Genomic DNA, 16,217 nt, shown 5'->3' with positions numbered 1-16,217 from the left:
GCCACCACCCCGAGCGGAGGCGCTGCGCGCCGCAGTCGCTCCCCTCAACGGACACGCTTCGCGTGACTTGATTAGCCTGGGCGCCGTGACCATTCGGGCGGTGATGTTCGATTTCTCCGGCACGTTGTTCCGGCTGGAGCAGCACGAGAGCTGGCTGGCTCACCTGACGGACGCCGGCGGCGAGCCGCTGGACGTCGAGGCCCAGGCCGAGCTGATGCGCCGGATGACGGCGCCGACCGGCAAGGTCGTGGAGCTGTCCGACGAGTACCAGTACGCCTGGGAGAACCGCGACCTGGACCCGGCACTGCACCGGAAGATCTACCTCGAGGTGCTGCGCCGCTCCGGCGTCCCGAAGCTCGAACAGGCCGAAGCCCTTTACGGCCGGCTCATCGATCCCGACGAGTGGACGCCCTACCCGGACACCGAAGCCGTGCTCAAAAGCTGCGCCGGCAAGGGCCTGAAAGTCGGTGTGCTGAGCAATATCGCCTTCGATATCCGGCCGGCGTTCGCCGATCGCGGGCTCGACCAGTATGTGGACGCGTTCCTGCTGTCGTTCGAGGAAGGCGTGATCAAGCCGGACCCGGCCGTTTTCCGGCTCCTGCTCGACCGGCTCGGACATGCTCCGGAAGAGACCCTGATGGTCGGCGACAGCGCGGAAGCCGACGGCGGGGCGGCGGCACTGGGCTGCCCGTTCGCCCTGGTCGACCCGCTGCCCACGACCGACCGGCCGGACGCGCTGCTCGTCGCGCTGCGCACGCACGGGGTGCTCTAACCGCTCGCCCTGGCAGGCCCCGTACCATTTCGGAGTGGCCCTACACCTATTCGACACCGCGACCAGGAGCGTGCGGGAATTCCATCCCGCTCGTAGTGGGACGGCGTCCATCTACGTGTGTGGGGCGACCGTGCAGGGCATTCCGCATATCGGACACGTCCGCGGCGCATTGAACTATGACGTTCTCCGCCGTTGGCTCGTCCACAATGGACTCGATGTGCTGTTCGTGCGGAACGTCACCGACATCGACGACAAGATCCTCACGAAGGCCGCCGATGCCGGGCGACCGTGGTGGGAATGGGCGTTCACGCATGAGCGTGCGTTCGAGGACGCCTACGAAACCCTCGGCTGCCTCCCGCCGTCGATCGCGCCGCGAGCCACCGGGCACATGCCGCAGATGGTCGAGCTCATGCAGCGGCTCATCGACAGCGGCCACGCCTACACGGCCGGCGGTGACGTCTATTTCGCGGTGAGCACCTTTCCCGAGTACGGCGCGCTGTCGCGGCAGAAGCTCGACGAGGTTCAGCAGGGCGAGTCGCTCGGCGAGGGCAAGCGCGATCCGCGTGACTTCACGTTGTGGAAGCGCGCCAAGCCCGGCGAGCCGTCGTGGCCGACGCCGTGGGGTCCGGGCCGTCCCGGCTGGCATCTCGAGTGCTCGGCCATGGCGACGAACTACCTCGGCGCGGAGTTCGACATCCACGGCGGCGGCGTGGATCTGGTGTTCCCGCATCACGAGAACGAGCGGGCCCAGTCGAACGCGGCCGGTGACCCGTTCGCGCGGTTCTGGTTGCACAACGCGTGGGTGACGCTGTCGGGCGAGAAGATGTCGAAATCGCTGGGCAACACGGTGTCCATCGAGGCGATGCTCAAGAACTACCGCGCCGTGGAGCTGCGGTACTACCTGGTCCAGCCGCATTACCGCTCGACCATCGAATACTCCGACGGCGCGCTGTCCGAAGCCGCGGCCGGGTACCGGCGGATCGAACAGTTCCTACGCCGGGCCGGGTCCGTCGCGCCGGGTGAGATCGCGCCCGGGTTCGCCGCGGCGATGGACGACGATCTCGCGACCCCGGCGGCGATCGCGGTGGTGCACAACGCCGTCCGCGAAGGCAACACGGCGCTGGACGCGCATCAGGACGAGGCGGCTCGCACGATCGCCGGTTCGGTTCGCGCCATGATGGGCGTGCTGGGCCTCGACCCGCTGGACCCGCGATGGGCCGAGGTGGCGGGCGCGGAAACGCCGGGGCGGCAGGCGCTTTCGGATCTCGTCGACGATTTGCTTGGTGAGCGCCAGCGGGCCCGCACGGAGCGCGACTTCGCGCGTGCGGACGCGGTGCGGGATCGGTTGCTCAAGGCCGGAATCACGGTCGAAGACACCCCGGATGGTCCACTGTGGACCGTTAAGGACGCTTAGGAAAAATGCCAGGGAACTCGAAGCGCCGGGGTGCGATGCGCAATCCCGGTACCAAGAAGGGTGCCGTCAAGGGCACGGGCGGGCAGCGCCGCAAGTCACTGGAGGGCAAGGGCCCGACGCCGCGCGCGGAGATGCGGCCGGGTCATCCGGCGCAACGGCGCGCGACGGCGGCGGCGAAGGCCGAGCGGGCGCGGGAAAAGAGGGCCGAGGGCCCGGAGATCATCGCCGGGCGCAACCCCGTGGTCGAGGCGCTGCGCGCGGGCGTGCCGGGCACAACCCTGTACGTGGCGTTGAACATCGACGCCGACGACCGGGTCAACGAGGCCGTACAACTGGCCGCGACCAAGGGTATTTCGGTGCTCGAGGTGCCCCGCGACGAGCTGGACCGCAAGACCAACCGGGCGGTGCACCAGGGCTTGGGCCTGCAGGTCCCGCCGTTCGAGTATGTCCACCCCGACGACCTGCTCGCCGCCGCGCGTAACTCCGGTGAGCCACCGCTGCTGGTCGCGCTCGACGGGGTCACCGACCCGCGGAATCTTGGCGCTGTGGTGCGCTCGGCCGCCGCGTTCGGTGCGCACGGCGTGCTGCTGCCAGGGCGGCGCAGCGCGGGCATGACGGCCGTCGCGTGGCGGACGAGCGCGGGAACGGCGGCGCGGATGCCGATCGGGGTGGCCACGAACCTCACCCGGCAGTTGAAGGCCTGGGCGAACGAGGGACTGATGATCGCGGGTCTGGACGCCGACGGCACCGTCGACATCGACGGGCTGGACCTGGCCGCCGACCCGCTGGTCATCGTGCTGGGCTCGGAAGGGCGCGGTATTTCGCGGCTCGTGCGGGAGACGTGCGACGTGACGGTGTCGATCCCGATGGCCGCCGGTGTCGAGTCGCTGAACGCGTCGGTGGCAGCGGGGGTGTTGCTGGCGGAAGTGGCGCGGCGGCGGCGGATCGCGGGCCGCGTGTAGCGGCGCGTCACTTCTCCCGCGGGCCCGGCTGACGGTCGGTTAAGGTCAGCAGGCTGATCCTGATGGGGGGCCCGCGCACCGATGTCGTTCGTCTCGCCGCTGTTCCTGTGGTACTTCATGCCGGCGTTGCTCGTCGCCGTGCTGGTGCTGCCGCGGACGTGGCGGAACGGGATCATCGCGGTGGCGAGCCTGATCTTCTACGCCAGCGGCGCGGGCGCGTTCTTGTTGCTGCTACTGGCATGCATGGTGGTCAACTTCCTGGTCGGCACCGCGCTCGAACCCGACGAGTGGGGGCAGCCGTCCGCGCGGCGAAGACGCTTGCTCGTCGGCGTGATCTGTTTCGACGTCGCGGTACTGGTCATCTGGAAGTACGCCGGGTTCGCGACGCAGCAGTTCGACTACCTGGCGCGGGTTTTCGGCGGGGACTTCCCGATCGTGCATCTGGCGTTGCCGATCGGGATATCGTTCTTCACGTTCCACCACATCTCGTACGTGGTCGATATCTATCGCGGAGAGCGGCGGGCGCTGCGGAACCCGGTTTCGTTCGTGACCTACATCGCGATGTTCCCGCAGCTGGTTGCCGGGCCGATCGTGCGGTACCGGGAGATCGCGGACCAGTTGCCGCAGGTGCGCTCACACCGGCTGGACGACATCGCGGCGGGCTTCCCGCGGTTCGCTTTGGGGCTGTGCAAGAAAACCATCATCGCCGACTCGCTCAGCCCGATGGTCGAGGCATGTTTCCGCACACCGCCGCAGGACATGACGTTCGGTGTCGCGTGGCTCGGTGCGGTCGGGTACACCTTGCAGTTGTTCTTCGATTTCTCGGGTTATTCCGATATGGCGATCGGGTTGGGCCGAATGCTCGGTTTCCGGTTGCCGGAGAACTTCGCGCGGCCGTATTCGTCGGTGACGGTGACGGAGTTCTGGCGGCGCTGGCACATGTCGTTGTCCCGGTGGTTCCGCGACTACCTCTACATTCCCCTCGGCGGCAACCGGCACGGCGCGGCGAAGACGTACCGGAACTTGTGCGTCGTGTTCGTACTGACCGGACTCTGGCACGGGGCGAACTGGACGTTCTTGGTGTGGGGTTGCTACCACGGGGCGCTGCTGATCATCGAGCGCGCCTTCGGCTGGGACACCACACCGGCGGCGCTGTGGCCGCGGATCGGCCGCCGGGTGCTCACACTCGTGCTCGTCGTGTTCGGCTGGGTGCTGTTCCGCTCCGCCGATCTCACCGGCGCGCTGACCATGATCGGGCACATGTTCCTGCCGGACTTCACCGGCCTGACCGACGTGGTGTCCTCGGCGCTGACCAACCAGCGGCTGGTGGTGCTGCTGCTGGCGTTGCTCGTGGTCGTCCTGCCCGCACATCCGGTGACCGGACCGCTGCTGGAGTCGTCCCGCAGCAAACCGGCCACGAGCCTGCGGATCGGCGTGATGACGGCGGGCCTCGCCTACGCGGCGATCCTCGTGGCGAACGGCACGTTCAGCCCGTTCCTGTATTACCAGTTCTAGTTCCAGCGGAACGGTGTTCACTTCGCTGGCGGGATGACGGGATGTATATAAGGTTTGTCCCATGACCGGTGACTGGAGAACCGAGATCGTCGATCGTGTGCGGGCGCTCATTGTGGAGGCCGAGCCTGAGGTGGTCGAGGAGGCGAAGTGGCGCAAGCCGTCCAATCCGGATGGGGTGCCCACTTTCTCGTATTCGGGTCTGATTTGCACGGTGGAGACCTACAAGGACAAGGTGAAGATCACCTTCGCCAAGGGGGCCTCGCTTGCCGACCCGGGCGGGCTGTTCAACGCGAGCCTCGGCGCCGGGACGCGGCGGGCCATCGACATCCACAACGGTGACGAACTCGACGACGGCGGCTTTGTCGAGCTGGTGCGCGAGGCGAGCGCGCTCAATCGGGTCTGAGCGTCCCCGGCGTCCGTCCGAAATGGACGCCGGGGGCAGAGCTCAGGCGAATCCACTCCGGCAGCACCTTGAGGTTCCCGCTCTCGCCGTAGCGGCCCAGCCAGCCGATGATCACCTGCCCGACGAGCCACGGCGGGATCCACAGCACCGCCTTCCAGTCCAGCGGCAGCCGGTCCGCGGGCTTCGTCGTCACGCGGGCGGCCCCGAACACCGAGGGTGGCCATGATGGCGGCGGTCAGCACCCACGAGAGCAACGACGCGGGACCGGCGCGACCTTCGCCGCCTTCAACGCGCCGAGCAGCCGATCCGTCGGATTGGTAACAAACGGCCCGGCAACGCATTCACAGCGCGCCATCATGGCGAAGTTCACACGGCTAGGAAACAGCGGTATTGTTACAGGTAAGTTTCATTCGATAAGAGCAGTCACTTCGTTAATAAGAGACAAAACCCAGCTCGAGGTCACTTTCTGGGCAACGAAAAGCCGCCTTCTCGTCCAGGACGAAAAGGCGGCTGCGGATAGGGAAATTACGCGGGAACCTTGCCGGATTCCTCCGCGGGAATGAGCTGGGTAAGCGCTTCCTGCAGTGCGGAATGCGTCGCGGTGAGCCGTTCGGTGACTTCTTTCTTGAAGGCGAAGGCCTGCGTGCGATTCTCCTCGGCCTCGGCCAGCTGACGCTCGGCGTCGGACACGAGCACGGCTGCCCGCTCCTCGGCCTCCAGCGTCTGCCGGGAAAGCCGGTTCTCCGTCTCGGACACCTTGCGCGCCAGCGAGTCCTCCGTCTCGCGCACCTTGGTGGCCAGCGAGTCCTCGGTCTCCCTGACCTTGGTGGCCAGTGCCCCCTCGGTGGTCGAGACCTTTTCCGCAAGCGCTTTCTCGGTGGTCGAAACCTTGGTGGCCAGCGCTTCCTCGGCTTCGGAGATCTTGACGGCCAGCTCGTCGTCGGCCTTCTTCTCGGCCTCAGCCCGGCGCTGGTTCGACTCCTCGTCGAGGCGGGCGCGCTCGGCCTCGGCCTCGGCGTTGAGCCGCTCGATCTGGCCGCGAGCGGTGTTCATCAGCTCGTCGTGCTCGTCCTTGAGGCGGGCGGTCAGCGCCTGGTACTCGGCCTCGAGCTCGTTGCGCCGCTCGGCGATGTCGGCCTCACGCTCGGAAACCCACTTGTCGGTGGCCTTGCGGGTGTCGAGGTCGTACTTCTCGGCCTCCGCGCGGATCTGGGCGGCCTGCTCGTCGGCTTGCTGCCGCAGCTCCGCGATTTCCTCTTCGGCCAGTTGCATCATCGAGCGCACGCGCTCGGTCATGGTGGCCGCGCTGTTGGGGTCGCTGGCCATCCGCGAAAGGGCGGTCTTGGTCTCGGCGAGCTCCTGCTGCGCGTAGCTCAGCGCCTTCGTCAGCTCCGCGACCGAGGACATCGCCTCGTCACGGGCTTGCGAGAGCTCCTTGAGTTCCGCCGCGACCTGGTTCAGCCGCTCGTCGACGGGCACCCGGTCATAGCCGCGGAAGACCAGCGGGAAATGCGGGGCACCGAGAGATGGTTCAGTTGACTGGATTGGGGACTGCGCTGGGGGCATGCGGCGACCTTAGTAGGTCCGCAGTTCGGATTCCATACCGCCATTGGAACGCTTTACTCTCGGTCCATCGCGGGTTCACATGCCGCCGACCTGCGCCGCAGGACTGTCCAACTTGGTCATGGCTGGTGAGCCGCATGTTCACAGCTCTACTACCCTTCCGGTAACCGAGGGAGGGAGGCCCGGGGGTGGCACAGGATTTCGCCGCACACTGGCCGCTCTACACCGCGATCCCGTTCATCGCCGCGCTGATCGGCTACGTCACCAAACGTGTCGCGATCGAAATGATGTTCCGCCCGCTGGAGTTCCGCGGCATTCCGCCGCTGCTCGGCTGGCAGGGTGTGGTGCCGAAACACGGCGGCCGGATGGCGGCGATCGCCACCGACCTGCTGACCTCGAACCTGTTGGACCTCAAGGAGATCTTCGCCAGGATCGACCCGGCACGGCTGACGGCCACGATGGAGCAGCCGCTGCTGCGCGCGGTCGACGACATCACCAGGGATGTTCTCGCCGAGTACCAGCCACGGCTGTGGGAAGCGCTTCCCTCGATGGCACGGGAACTGATCGTCAAACAGGTCCAGGCCGGCTCACCGCGATTCGTACGGGAGCTGCTGGCCGATCTGCGGGACAACCTCGACGAGGTTCTCGACGTCAAGCACATGACCGTGCAGCTGCTCACGCGGGACAAAGCATTGCTGGTCCGGCTCATCCGCGAGACGGCCCGGCCGGAAATGGCGTTCATCGCCCGCTGTGGGATCTATTTCGGGTTCGCACTCGGTCTCGTGCAGGCGGTCACCTGGGCGCTCACGAAGAATCCGTGGGTGCTGCCGGTCTTCGGCGGGTGCATCGGGCTGTTCACCGACTGGCTCGCCATCAAACTGATTTTCCGTCCCCGCCGGCCGATTCGGCTGCTGCCGGGGCTGATCGTGCAGGGGAAGTTCCACCGGCGCCAGCGCCAGGTCGCGCGCGACTACGGCGAAGTGATCGCACAGGAAGTGCTCACCACCCCGAACCTGCTCAACGCGGTCCTGCGTGGCCCGCGGGCCGACCAGCTGGTCGCGATGGTGCGGCGAACCGTCGCGAAGGCGGTGGACGAACAGGCCGGGCGGTTGGTGTCGGTGACCATCGGCGCGCAGCGGCTCCAGGAACTGAAGGAGGCCGCGGCGGACCGTGCGCTGGCGCGGTTGCCGGAAACCATCCAGCACGCCGAGGGCTATCTCACCGAGGCGATGGACGTGGCGCACATGGTGGAACAGCGGATGCTCGCGCTGACCCCGGTGCAGTACGAAGGCCTGCTGCGCCCGGCCTTTCGCCAGGAGGAATGGAAGCTCATCGTCGTCGGCGGCGTGATCGGTTTCGTCGTCGGCGAGCTGCAGGTCGTGCTGATGCTGCACTAGACGGACGGCACGGCCACCACATCGGGGACGTTGACCCGGCTCGCGCGGCCACGGCGGTACGCGATCGCCCGGCACACCAGGTAGATGAGGAACGAGATCGCCGTGACGAAAGCGCTTACCGGGACACCGGGGGCGAGCGACAGGATGATGCCGCCCAGCGCGGCGGTCTCCGCGAACAGCACCGCCAGCAGCGTCGCACGCCACGGGCTGGCGGTGATCCGGACCGCGGCGGCGGCAGGTGTCACCATCAGCGCCACCACCAGCAGTGAGCCGACGATCTGCACGCCGAGCGCCGTCGCGACACCGACGAGTACCGCGAACACCAGCGAGAGCAGCCGGGCCGGCACCCCACGGGCAGCGGCCACATGCGGGTCCACGCTCGCGAACAGCAACGGCCGGTAGATCGCCGCGAGCACCAGCAGCACCACGGCCGCCGCGATGATGAGCACGACGACGTTCGTCGTGTCGATCGAAACGATCTGTCCGATGAGGATGCCGAACTTGTTCGACGCACGTCCCGGATAGAACGTCAGCAACAGCACGCCGACGCCGAGCCCGAAGGAGAGGATCACGCCGATCACCGAGTCGCGATCGGACTCCCGCGCACCGAGCAGTCCCAGCAACAATGCCGCGAACACCGAGCCGATGAGTGCGCCGTATTCGACGCCGATGCCCAGCAGCAGCGCCCCCGCCGCGCCGGTGAACGCGAGTTCCGCCGTGCCGTGCACCGCGAACGACATCCGCCGCGTCACGATCAGCGGACCGAGCACCCCGGCGACCAGCCCGAGCACCGCCGCGGCCAGCAGCGCCGTCTGCACGAACGGCTGCGCGAGCAACTGCCCGGTCAACCCGAAATCGAACAGCTTGTCCACTCAGGACACCCGCTCTTCCGTGCCGAGGTGGTGTGGTTCTTCCTCACACACCGCGCTCTGGGTGCCGGCCACGTGGATCTGCCCGCCGACGCGGATCACCTCGACCTTCGTCCGGTACAGCTCGGAAAGCGTCTTCGAGTTCATCACCTCGTCCGGCGTGCCGATCCGGAACCGGCCGTCCACCAAGTACAGCACTCTGTCCACATAGGACAAGATCGGGTTGAGCTCGTGGGTCACGAACAACACCGCGGTATTCGCGTCCCGGCGCCGCTTGTCGATCAGCGCACTCACCGCACGCTGGTGCCCGAGATCCAGCGACAGCAACGGCTCGTCGCACAGCAGCACGTCCGGGTCACCGACGAGCGCCTGCGCGACCCGCAGCCGCTGCTGTTCACCCCCGGAAAGCAGGCCGACCGGCGACTTCGCGTAGGACTGTGCCCCGACCGACTCGATCGCGGCCGCGACCCGGCGGCGCCGCGCCGTCATCCCACGCAGGCCAAGACCCCAGCGGTGCCCGTCGAGACCGAACCCGACAAGGTCCACTCCCCGCAACGTCAGCGCCTCGTGCATCGCGCGCTGCTGTGGCACATAGCCGACCGGCCGGTCACCGGCGATCCGCCACGAGCCCGCCGACAACGGCTGCAACCCCAGCAGCACCTTCAGCAGGCTCGTCTTTCCCGACCCGTTCGGGCCGAGGATCGCGAGGAACTCACCGGGCTCGACGTTCAGGTCCAATCCGGACCACAACGTGCGCCCGGCGAACGCCAGGCTCGCGCCGGAGATCTCGACTGCGGGACTCAAGAGTTCAGTGCTCCCGACAAAGCGTTGACTTCGCTGGTCATCCACGAAATGTAGTCCGTGGTTCCGGCGGGCAGCGTCTCGGTCACGTCCACGACCGGCAAGCCGGCCTTCTTGGCGTTGTCCACCACCTGCCGCGTCACGGGCGTCACCGTCTGCGCATTGTTCACGACGGCGGTGACCTGCTTGCCCTCGATCAGGCTGTTCACTTCGGCGAGTGCCGCGGCCGGCACATCGCTCTCCTCCTCGACGGCCTCGGAGAACTCCCGTGGGGTCGCGTCGGTGACCTTCGCGGTCTCCAGCAGATAGTGCGCGACCGGTTCGGTGGCGATGACCTTCGTGCCCGGTTTCGCGGCACCGGCCTGCTCGGTCTTGGTCTGCAGGTCCGCGACCTTGGCTTTGAACGCGGTGGCGTTGGCAGTGAAAGTCTGCGCGTTGGCGGGGCGCAGCCGGCCCAGCTCCGTCGCGACCTGGTCGGCGACCTTCTCGACGGTCGCGAAGCTGTACCAGACGTGCTCGTTCTCGTCACAGCGAGCTGAGGAACCGATGGCTGCAGTATCACAGGCCACCAGCTTCTTCGCGTTCGACGCCTGGTCGGCGAGCTTCGTGAAGAAGTCGTCGTAGCCGCCACCGTTACCCAAGGTCAGCGCGGCTTTCTGCGCGGCGAGCGCGTCCTGCGGGGTGGTCTCGTAGGAGTGCGGGTCCGCGCCGGGGTCGTGGATGATCGAAGTGACCTGGACCTGGTCACCGCCGACCGCGGCGAGCACGCTGCCCCACACGTCGGTCGAGGCGACCACATCGAGCTTCCCGCCGGTGCCACTGCCACCGGCGGTGTTACCCCCGCCACATCCCGCGAGCACGAATGCCAGTGCGGAGGCGGCGGAAACCAGGCCGAGCAGGCGTGGCGAACGGCTGTCACGAAACACGTGTACTCCCGAAAGTGGCAGGTAGGGGCACCGTCAGTAGTTATTGGAAACGGTTTTCGAGTTCACTTTACGCCATCGAGTGATGATCTTGGTTTCGCGGGTTAAGGGCGGCTGAACGTGGCATGGCGCCGACGGGGCCGCCAGGCAGCCGTGCTCCGACTTCTGGAATCCGATCTGAACCGTTACGGTTTCCTTTCATGGGCCGTCCTATGCGCATGAGGCGACAGGCCACGCTGGCGTCGCTCGCGGCGGAACTCGGCGTGTCCAGGACCACGGTGTCCAACGCCTACAACCGGCCCGACCAGCTCTCACCCGAGCTTCGCCGCCGGGTGCTGGAGACCGCGCGCCGCCTCGGCTATCCCGGTCCGGATCCCGTGGCGCGTTCACTGCGCACCCGCAAGGCGGGAGCCGTCGGGCTCCTCCTCACCGAGAACCTTTCGTACGCGTTCCGTGACCCCGCGGCGATCGGCGTCCTCGAGGGGCTCGCGCTCGCCTGCGAGGACGCGGGCGTCGGGCTGCATCTCGTGCCGGCCAGCCCCGGTCGCGAGGACGTGGCCGCCGTGCACCGCGCCGGCGTCGACGGGTTCGTCGTCTACTCGGTGCCGGACGACGATCCGCACCTTGCCGCCGTGCTGGCCCGGCCGGTGCCCACCGTGATCATCGACCAGCCGCGCATCGACGGGATCGACCGGGTCGGCCCGGACGACGCGACCGCGATCGCCCAGCTCGGCGAGCATCTCGTCGGCCTCGGTCACCGCCAGGTCGGCGTTCTGTGCATGCGCCTTGGCCGTGACCGCAACGACGACTTCGTCCCGCTGGAACGCCAGCGCACCGCACATTTCCACGTGCAGAGGACCAGGCTCGAAGCGCTCGCGACGGCGTTCACGAAGGCCGGGGTCGACTGGGCGACCGTGCCCGTCGTCGAGCGGTTCGACCACACCGTCGACGAAGGCGCCTCCGCCGCCCGCCAGCTGCTGAACGCCTACCCGCAGGTCACCGCACTGATCTGCACCTCGGACATACTCGCCCTCGGCGCGCTGGCCGAAGCGGAACGGCGAGGACTGCGGGTGCCGGCGGATCTCACGGTCACCGGGTTCGACGGTATCGCCGAGGCCGAGCGCGCCGGGTTGACGACCGTCCACCAGCCGGTGCTGGAGAAGGGCCGTGCCGCGGGCAAGCTGCTGCTGTCGGCGGCCGACCACGTCAATCCGCAGATCATCACGCTCGACACCGACCTGCGCATCGGGACGACGTCAGCTCCGCCACGAACGATGGAAGAGCACTGGTTCGGCCCTTAAAGTAGGTTGACCGACGCCAGGAGGAGCCAGATGACCGCGATCGACGAGCTGCTCAGTCGCAACGAACAACTCGAAGACCGGCTGCGGGGTGACCGATCGACCCCCGAACCATCCCTGCACATCGCGATCCTGACCTGCATGGACGCCCGGATCCGGGTGTTCGAGTTGTTCGGGCTGATCCAGGGTGAGGCGCATATTCTGCGCAACGCCGGCGGGGTCGTGACCGACGACGTGATCCGTTCGCTCGCGTTGTCGCAGCGCAAGCTCGGGACGCGCGAGGTGATCATCGTTCAGCACACCAGCTGCGGGCTGTCGATGGTGACCGACGACGAGTTCAAGGACGAGCTGGAACACGACACCGGGCTGCGGCCGACGTGGGCCGTCGAGGCATTCCGCGAGGTGAAGGACAGCGTGCGGACGTCGGTCCAGCGCGCGCGGCGCAGCGATTTCCTGCCGTACAAGGACAATGTGCGCGGATTCGTCTACGACGTGCACACCGGTGAGCTGACCGAGGTCCAGTAGCTAGTCTGGCCGTGTGCCCATCCAAGCCGAAACCCTGATCGACTGGTTCGACCGTACGGCGCGGGATCTGCCGTGGCGTAAGCCGGAATGCACCGGCTGGGGTGTGCTGGTCAGCGAGATCATGCTGCAGCAGACGCCGGTCGTACGAGTGCAGCCGATCTGGGAGGAGTGGCTGGCGCGCTGGCCGGTCCCGTCCGCGCTCGCGGCCGAGAGCCAGGGCGAGGTGCTGCGCGCGTGGGGCAAACTCGGCTACCCGCGCCGCGCGCTGCGCCTGCACGAGGCGGCTTCGGTCATCGCGGGCGAGCACGGTGACGTCGTACCGTCCGATGTGGACACTCTGCTGGCGTTGCCGGGTATCGGCGCGTACACGGCGCGGGCGGTCGCGGCTTTCGCCTACGGTAAGCGGGCGCCGGTGGTGGACACCAACGTGCGGCGGGTCGTCGCGCGGGCGGTGCACGGTGCCGGTGACGCGGGCCCGGCGTCGAACACCCGTGACATGGCGGACGTCGAAGCGCTGCTGCCCGCAGCCGACGCGCCAGCGGCCCGGTTTTCCGCCGCACTGATGGAACTCGGCGCCTTGGTGTGCACCGCGCGTTCGCCGAAATGTGCCGACTGCCCGATCTACGACAGGTGCGCCTGGCAGCGCGCCGGCCGGCCCGAATACGCCGGGCCGGCGAAACCGGTGCAGAAGTTCGCGGGTACCGACCGGCAGATCCGCGGGAAACTCCTGGATGTCCTGCGCGCCACGCCCGAGCCGGTGTGGAAGGACCGGCTGGATGTCGTGTGGCCGGAAGACGCCGGGCGGCGGGATCGGTGCCTGGCGTCGCTGCTCACGGATGGCTTGGTGGAACAGATTCCGGACGGCCGCTTCGCGCTACCGGGAGAGCACCGCGGATAAGAACGCCTCCACCGCGCCGCGGTACTCGTCGGGCGCGTCGCCGTGGACGAAATGCCCGGCGCCCTCCACCACGAGGTGCCGGCCGTCCGGTACCCGCGCCGCCAGTTCCGCCAGTTGACCGGGAGGCATCGCCGTGTGCTGCGCCTCGATCGCCAGCAGCGGACACTTCACGCCGGCCACGAACGACCAGTAGTCCCGCCGGCCCCATTCGGCCGCGATCTCGTACATGGTGTCCAGCTCCGCGATCAAGTGGTAGCCGTCCGCGCGCTCCTCGACGCATTCGGTGTAGTAGTTTCCCGTGCTGCCGAAGAATTCCCGCACATGCGCGAGCGACTGGAACGGCACCGGCCAGGAATCCAAGTACGCCCGCCAATCGTCGACTGTCCGCCCGCGCTGGTCCGGCGCCATCTCCTCCACGACCACCGCGCGCACCATCCCCGGATACGTCGCCGCCGTCGCCCACGCGTGCAGGCCGCCCATCGAATGCCCGATCAGCACCGCCGGCTCGTCGAACGTCCGCAAGACCGCGGCCACATCCTCGACGAACTGTTCCGTCGTCCACGGTCCGGTCTTCGGCGCCCGCCCGTGCCCGCGCGCGTCGAGACCGACAACGCGCCCGTAGCGAGTCAGCCACTGCGCGGCCGGCCACCACGTTCGCGCGCGTCCCATCAACCCGTGCAGCAGCACGATCGGCTGCCCTTGGCCGCCGAAGTCCACAACGCTCATCCCGACAGTCTAGGTAGGGTGGATCCCATGGCAGTCGTCAAGATCAACGCAATCGAGGTTCCCGAGGGCGCCGGCCCCGAGCTGGAGAAGCGCTTCGCGAACCGCAAGCACGCGGTGGACAACCAGCCCGGTTTCCTCGGCTTCGAGCTGCTGCGCCCGGTCGCCGGCGAGAACCGCTACTTCGTGTACACGAAGTGGGAGTCCGAGCAGGCGTATAAGGCATGGGCCGAGGGCCCGGCGCGCGAGGCGCACGGCGGCGAGCGCGCCCGGCCGGTGTCCACCGGCGCGAACCTGCTGGAGTTCGAGGTCGTTTCCCTGGATGCCGACTAACGAGGAGCTGGGCCGGGCGGCCCGGCTGATCGCCGGTGCGGACGCACTGCTCGTCTGCGCCGGCGCCGGGATGGGTGTCGATTCCGGGCTGCCCGATTTCCGTGGTGACGAAGGGTTCTGGCGGGCCTACCCGCCCTATGCGCGGCTCGGGCTGCAGTTCGTGGAACTGGCCGATCCACGGCATTTCGCCGAAGATCCGGCGCTGGCTTGGGGTTTCTACGGTCACCGCCTCCAGCTGTACCGGGAAACCGTGCCACATCAGGGTTTCGCGCTCCTTCGCAAATGGAGCGAGGCGAAGCCGGGCGGTGTCGTGGTTTTCACGTCCAATGTGGACGGTCAGTTCCAGCAGGCCGGTTTCCCGCTCGTCGCCGAGATACACGGCTCGATCCATCACCTGCAGTGCAGCCATCCGTGCGGCACCGGCATCTGGCCTGCCACGGATTTCGCACCCCGGATCGACGAGGACTCGATGCGGGCCACCGGGCCACTGCCGCAATGCCCGGCCTGCGGGCGCCTGGCGCGACCGAACATCCTGATGTTCGGCGATTTCGACTGGGTCTCCACGCGCAGCGACGATCAGCGGCGTGCGGTGCACGAGTGGCGCCGCCGGTATCCGAACCTCGTCGTCATAGAGCTCGGTGCCGGTACGGCGGTGCCCACAGTGCGGCGCTACGCCGAGCTCGCCAGCGCCGGCACCGGCGCGCTGATCCGGATCAACCCGCGCGAGCCACAGATCCGGCACAATCGCGGGATTTCCTTGGCGGGCGGCGCCTTGGACACGCTCACCACCCTCGACGCACTGCTCACGGCAGGGTGAGCTCGGCCAGCACCGCCTTGTGGTCGGAACCGGGGACGTCCAGCACCCGATAGTGCTCGACCGCGACCCGCGGGTCCACGAGCACGTGGTCGATCGTGACCGGCGGTGGGAAGAACCGGGATGGCCAGGTGGAGGTGAACGCCTCGCCCCGGCTGAGCGCCGCGTCGGTATACCCGGCGCCGAGCAGATCGCGGAACGTCGCGTGATCGACCGTGGCGTTGAAGTCCCCGGCGAGAATCCGCACCGGGCCATGACTGTCCGGCCCAGGCAGCCCGGCCACCTCCTTCTTCCACTCCGCCGCGTCCGTCGTCGGCGGGATCGGATGCACCGCGACGATCTCGATCGAGGTGCCGCCGAGGTCGACCCGGGCACTCGGCTGTTCCATCCGCGACGGGCCGGCCAGCGACAATTCCGTCAGCGGGTAACGCGACACGATGCCCGAACCCGCACCGCCGTACTGCGGTTTGAGCACCCGGTACGGCAGCGTCTCGAACAGCCCGGCGCGCTCGAACTCGCGCACCTCGCGTGGCGTCAGTTCCAGCAGGTTCAGCACATCGATCTGGTTTTCGCGGACCAGCCGCACGATGGTGTCGACATCCGCGTGGCCGAGGTACTGGTTCGACGACATCACACGCAGGGCAGCGCCGTGCGCCGGCGGCTGGGTGGCCGCGATCGCGCGCGGCACCTGCATCGCGACCAGCGCGAGCGCGACCGCGAGCACGATCCCGCCGATCCACCAGTGTCGCAGCCCCAGTGACACCCCGCCGAGCATCAGCCCGCCCACCGCCCAGTACGGGGTGAGCGCGAGCAGCGCCGCGGTCAGCCGGTTGCCGTCCACGCCGATCACCCGCATCGCGGCGATCTCCAGGAACGCCAAGGCGAGCACGAGAAGCGCGATCATCCCGAGGTTCCGGCGGTAGGACGAACTCGCTCGCGGTGGGGCCGGAGCCTCTGCGGTGTGCACACAGTCTGTTGTACGCGAAACTTGTCAGCCCGCTGTCAGC

The 16,217-nt window shown here is 68.0% G+C and carries 18 protein-coding genes; 11 read left to right on the top strand and 7 right to left on the bottom strand.

The annotated features are described in order from the left end of the window. The first annotated feature begins 85 nt into the window (after positions 1–85). The 5 genes from GKO32_RS28775 to GKO32_RS28755 all read left to right on the top strand — a co-directional run bounded on the left by GKO32_RS28775 (position 86) and on the right by GKO32_RS28755 (position 5,066). On the top strand, positions 86–772 hold the full coding sequence (locus GKO32_RS28775; RefSeq protein WP_312868698.1) for an HAD family hydrolase: 687 nt from the start codon (positions 86–88) through the stop codon (positions 770–772). A gap of 34 nt (positions 773–806) precedes the next feature. Next, positions 807–2,186 carry a cysteine--tRNA ligase gene (cysS, locus tag GKO32_RS28770; RefSeq protein ID WP_312868697.1) on the top strand — a complete coding sequence of 460 codons (1,380 nt, stop codon included), beginning with the start codon at positions 807–809 and terminating at the stop codon, positions 2,184–2,186. A 5-nt stretch (positions 2,187–2,191) separates the two neighbouring features. Beyond that, positions 2,192–3,148, top strand: coding sequence for a 23S rRNA (guanosine(2251)-2'-O)-methyltransferase RlmB (rlmB, locus tag GKO32_RS28765; protein WP_154760040.1), 957 nt, complete (start codon positions 2,192–2,194; stop codon positions 3,146–3,148). Between the two features lie 81 nt (positions 3,149–3,229). Continuing rightward, entirely contained in the window at positions 3,230–4,663 is a 1,434-nt protein-coding gene (locus GKO32_RS28760; protein WP_154760039.1) for an MBOAT family O-acyltransferase, read from the top strand. A 61-nt stretch (positions 4,664–4,724) separates the two neighbouring features. Then, positions 4,725–5,066 (top strand): DUF1801 domain-containing protein, encoded by a 342-nt coding sequence (locus GKO32_RS28755; RefSeq protein WP_154760038.1) that lies wholly within the window; start codon positions 4,725–4,727, stop codon positions 5,064–5,066. On the opposite strand, the gene GKO32_RS28750 is transcribed toward GKO32_RS28755, so the two are convergent. Together GKO32_RS28750 and GKO32_RS28745 are read right to left on the bottom strand one after the other, a co-directional pair. After that, entirely contained in the window at positions 5,053–5,259 is a 207-nt protein-coding gene (locus GKO32_RS28750) for a hypothetical protein (RefSeq protein ID WP_154760037.1), read from the bottom strand. The genes GKO32_RS28755 and GKO32_RS28750 overlap by 14 nt on opposite strands. Before the next feature lie 332 nt (positions 5,260–5,591). Continuing rightward, positions 5,592–6,632, bottom strand: a complete 1,041-nt coding sequence (locus tag GKO32_RS28745) for a coiled-coil domain-containing protein (protein WP_154760036.1) — start codon at positions 6,630–6,632, stop codon at positions 5,592–5,594. A gap of 185 nt (positions 6,633–6,817) precedes the next feature. Between GKO32_RS28745 and GKO32_RS28740 the strand changes: the two genes are divergently transcribed. Then, on the top strand, positions 6,818–8,026 hold the full coding sequence (locus tag GKO32_RS28740) for a DUF445 family protein (protein ID WP_312868696.1): 1,209 nt from the start codon (positions 6,818–6,820) through the stop codon (positions 8,024–8,026). Here the strand turns inward: GKO32_RS28740 and GKO32_RS28735 are convergent. From GKO32_RS28735 to GKO32_RS28725, 3 genes are read right to left on the bottom strand one after another with little or no spacing between them, the layout of a single operon-like run. Further along, positions 8,023–8,898: a metal ABC transporter permease gene (locus GKO32_RS28735; RefSeq protein ID WP_312868695.1), complete on the bottom strand. Its 876-nt coding sequence runs from the start codon at positions 8,896–8,898 to the stop codon at positions 8,023–8,025. The genes GKO32_RS28740 and GKO32_RS28735 overlap by 4 nt on opposite strands. Beyond that, the gene (locus GKO32_RS28730) at positions 8,899–9,699 is read right to left on the bottom strand and encodes a metal ABC transporter ATP-binding protein (RefSeq protein WP_154760035.1); all 801 of its coding nucleotides are present in this window, start codon (positions 9,697–9,699) and stop codon (positions 8,899–8,901) included. Further along, positions 9,696–10,622 (bottom strand): metal ABC transporter solute-binding protein, Zn/Mn family, encoded by a 927-nt coding sequence (locus GKO32_RS28725; protein WP_376766005.1) that lies wholly within the window; start codon positions 10,620–10,622, stop codon positions 9,696–9,698. The genes GKO32_RS28730 and GKO32_RS28725 overlap by 4 nt, the downstream gene beginning before the upstream one ends. A gap of 197 nt (positions 10,623–10,819) precedes the next feature. Here GKO32_RS28725 and GKO32_RS28720 point away from each other — a divergent pair, with 197 nt between their 5' ends. The 3 genes from GKO32_RS28720 to GKO32_RS28710 are packed head-to-tail and all read left to right on the top strand — an operon-like array spanning position 10,820 to position 13,340. Further along, positions 10,820–11,920, top strand: a complete 1,101-nt coding sequence (locus tag GKO32_RS28720) for a LacI family DNA-binding transcriptional regulator (RefSeq protein ID WP_154760034.1) — start codon at positions 10,820–10,822, stop codon at positions 11,918–11,920. A gap of 30 nt (positions 11,921–11,950) precedes the next feature. Continuing rightward, positions 11,951–12,442, top strand: a complete 492-nt coding sequence (locus GKO32_RS28715) for a beta-class carbonic anhydrase (RefSeq protein WP_154760033.1) — start codon at positions 11,951–11,953, stop codon at positions 12,440–12,442. 13 nt (positions 12,443–12,455) lie between these two features. After that, on the top strand, positions 12,456–13,340 hold the full coding sequence (locus tag GKO32_RS28710; protein ID WP_312868694.1) for an iron-sulfur binding domain-containing protein: 885 nt from the start codon (positions 12,456–12,458) through the stop codon (positions 13,338–13,340). On the opposite strand, the gene GKO32_RS28705 is transcribed toward GKO32_RS28710, so the two are convergent. After that, the gene (locus GKO32_RS28705; RefSeq protein ID WP_154760032.1) at positions 13,317–14,066 is read right to left on the bottom strand and encodes an alpha/beta fold hydrolase; all 750 of its coding nucleotides are present in this window, start codon (positions 14,064–14,066) and stop codon (positions 13,317–13,319) included. The genes GKO32_RS28710 and GKO32_RS28705 overlap by 24 nt on opposite strands. 27 nt (positions 14,067–14,093) lie before the next feature. On the opposite strand from GKO32_RS28705, the gene GKO32_RS28700 reads away from it, so the two are divergent. Further along, entirely contained in the window at positions 14,094–14,396 is a 303-nt protein-coding gene (locus tag GKO32_RS28700) for an antibiotic biosynthesis monooxygenase family protein (protein ID WP_154760031.1), read from the top strand. Next, the gene (locus GKO32_RS28695; RefSeq protein WP_154760030.1) at positions 14,386–15,213 is read left to right on the top strand and encodes an SIR2 family NAD-dependent protein deacylase; all 828 of its coding nucleotides are present in this window, start codon (positions 14,386–14,388) and stop codon (positions 15,211–15,213) included. Before GKO32_RS28700 ends, GKO32_RS28695 begins: the two co-directional genes overlap by 11 nt. Here the strand turns inward: GKO32_RS28695 and GKO32_RS28690 are convergent. Next, the gene (locus tag GKO32_RS28690; RefSeq protein WP_312868692.1) at positions 15,200–16,177 is read right to left on the bottom strand and encodes an endonuclease/exonuclease/phosphatase family protein; all 978 of its coding nucleotides are present in this window, start codon (positions 16,175–16,177) and stop codon (positions 15,200–15,202) included. The genes GKO32_RS28695 and GKO32_RS28690 overlap by 14 nt on opposite strands. Positions 16,178–16,217 lie beyond the last annotated feature (40 nt).

Origin of the sequence: Amycolatopsis pithecellobii (assembly GCF_009707865.1) — a bacterium.
GTDB lineage: Bacteria > Actinomycetota > Actinomycetes > Mycobacteriales > Pseudonocardiaceae > Amycolatopsis_E > Amycolatopsis_E pithecellobii.
The sequence above is the reverse complement of the archived record's forward strand: the minus strand, read 5'-3'. Positions and strand labels throughout refer to the sequence as shown.

Bases quoted from the DNA above. Each gene is read 5' to 3' on its own strand.
- rlmB (WP_154760040.1), top strand. From the start codon at position 2,192: ATGCCAGGGAACTCGAAGCGCCGGGGTGCGATGCGCAATCCCGGTACC.
- GKO32_RS28760 (WP_154760039.1), top strand. From the start codon at position 3,230: ATGTCGTTCGTCTCGCCGCTGTTCCTGTGGTACTTCATGCCGGCGTTG.
- GKO32_RS28755 (WP_154760038.1), top strand. From the start codon at position 4,725: ATGACCGGTGACTGGAGAACCGAGATCGTCGATCGTGTGCGGGCGCTC.
- GKO32_RS28745 (WP_154760036.1), bottom strand. From the start codon at position 6,632: ATGCCCCCAGCGCAGTCCCCAATCCAGTCAACTGAACCATCTCTCGGT.
- GKO32_RS28720 (WP_154760034.1), top strand. From the start codon at position 10,820: ATGGGCCGTCCTATGCGCATGAGGCGACAGGCCACGCTGGCGTCGCTC.
- GKO32_RS28715 (WP_154760033.1), top strand. From the start codon at position 11,951: ATGACCGCGATCGACGAGCTGCTCAGTCGCAACGAACAACTCGAAGAC.
- GKO32_RS28705 (WP_154760032.1), bottom strand. From the start codon at position 14,066: ATGAGCGTTGTGGACTTCGGCGGCCAAGGGCAGCCGATCGTGCTGCTG.
- GKO32_RS28700 (WP_154760031.1), top strand. From the start codon at position 14,094: ATGGCAGTCGTCAAGATCAACGCAATCGAGGTTCCCGAGGGCGCCGGC.
- GKO32_RS28695 (WP_154760030.1), top strand. From the start codon at position 14,386: ATGCCGACTAACGAGGAGCTGGGCCGGGCGGCCCGGCTGATCGCCGGT.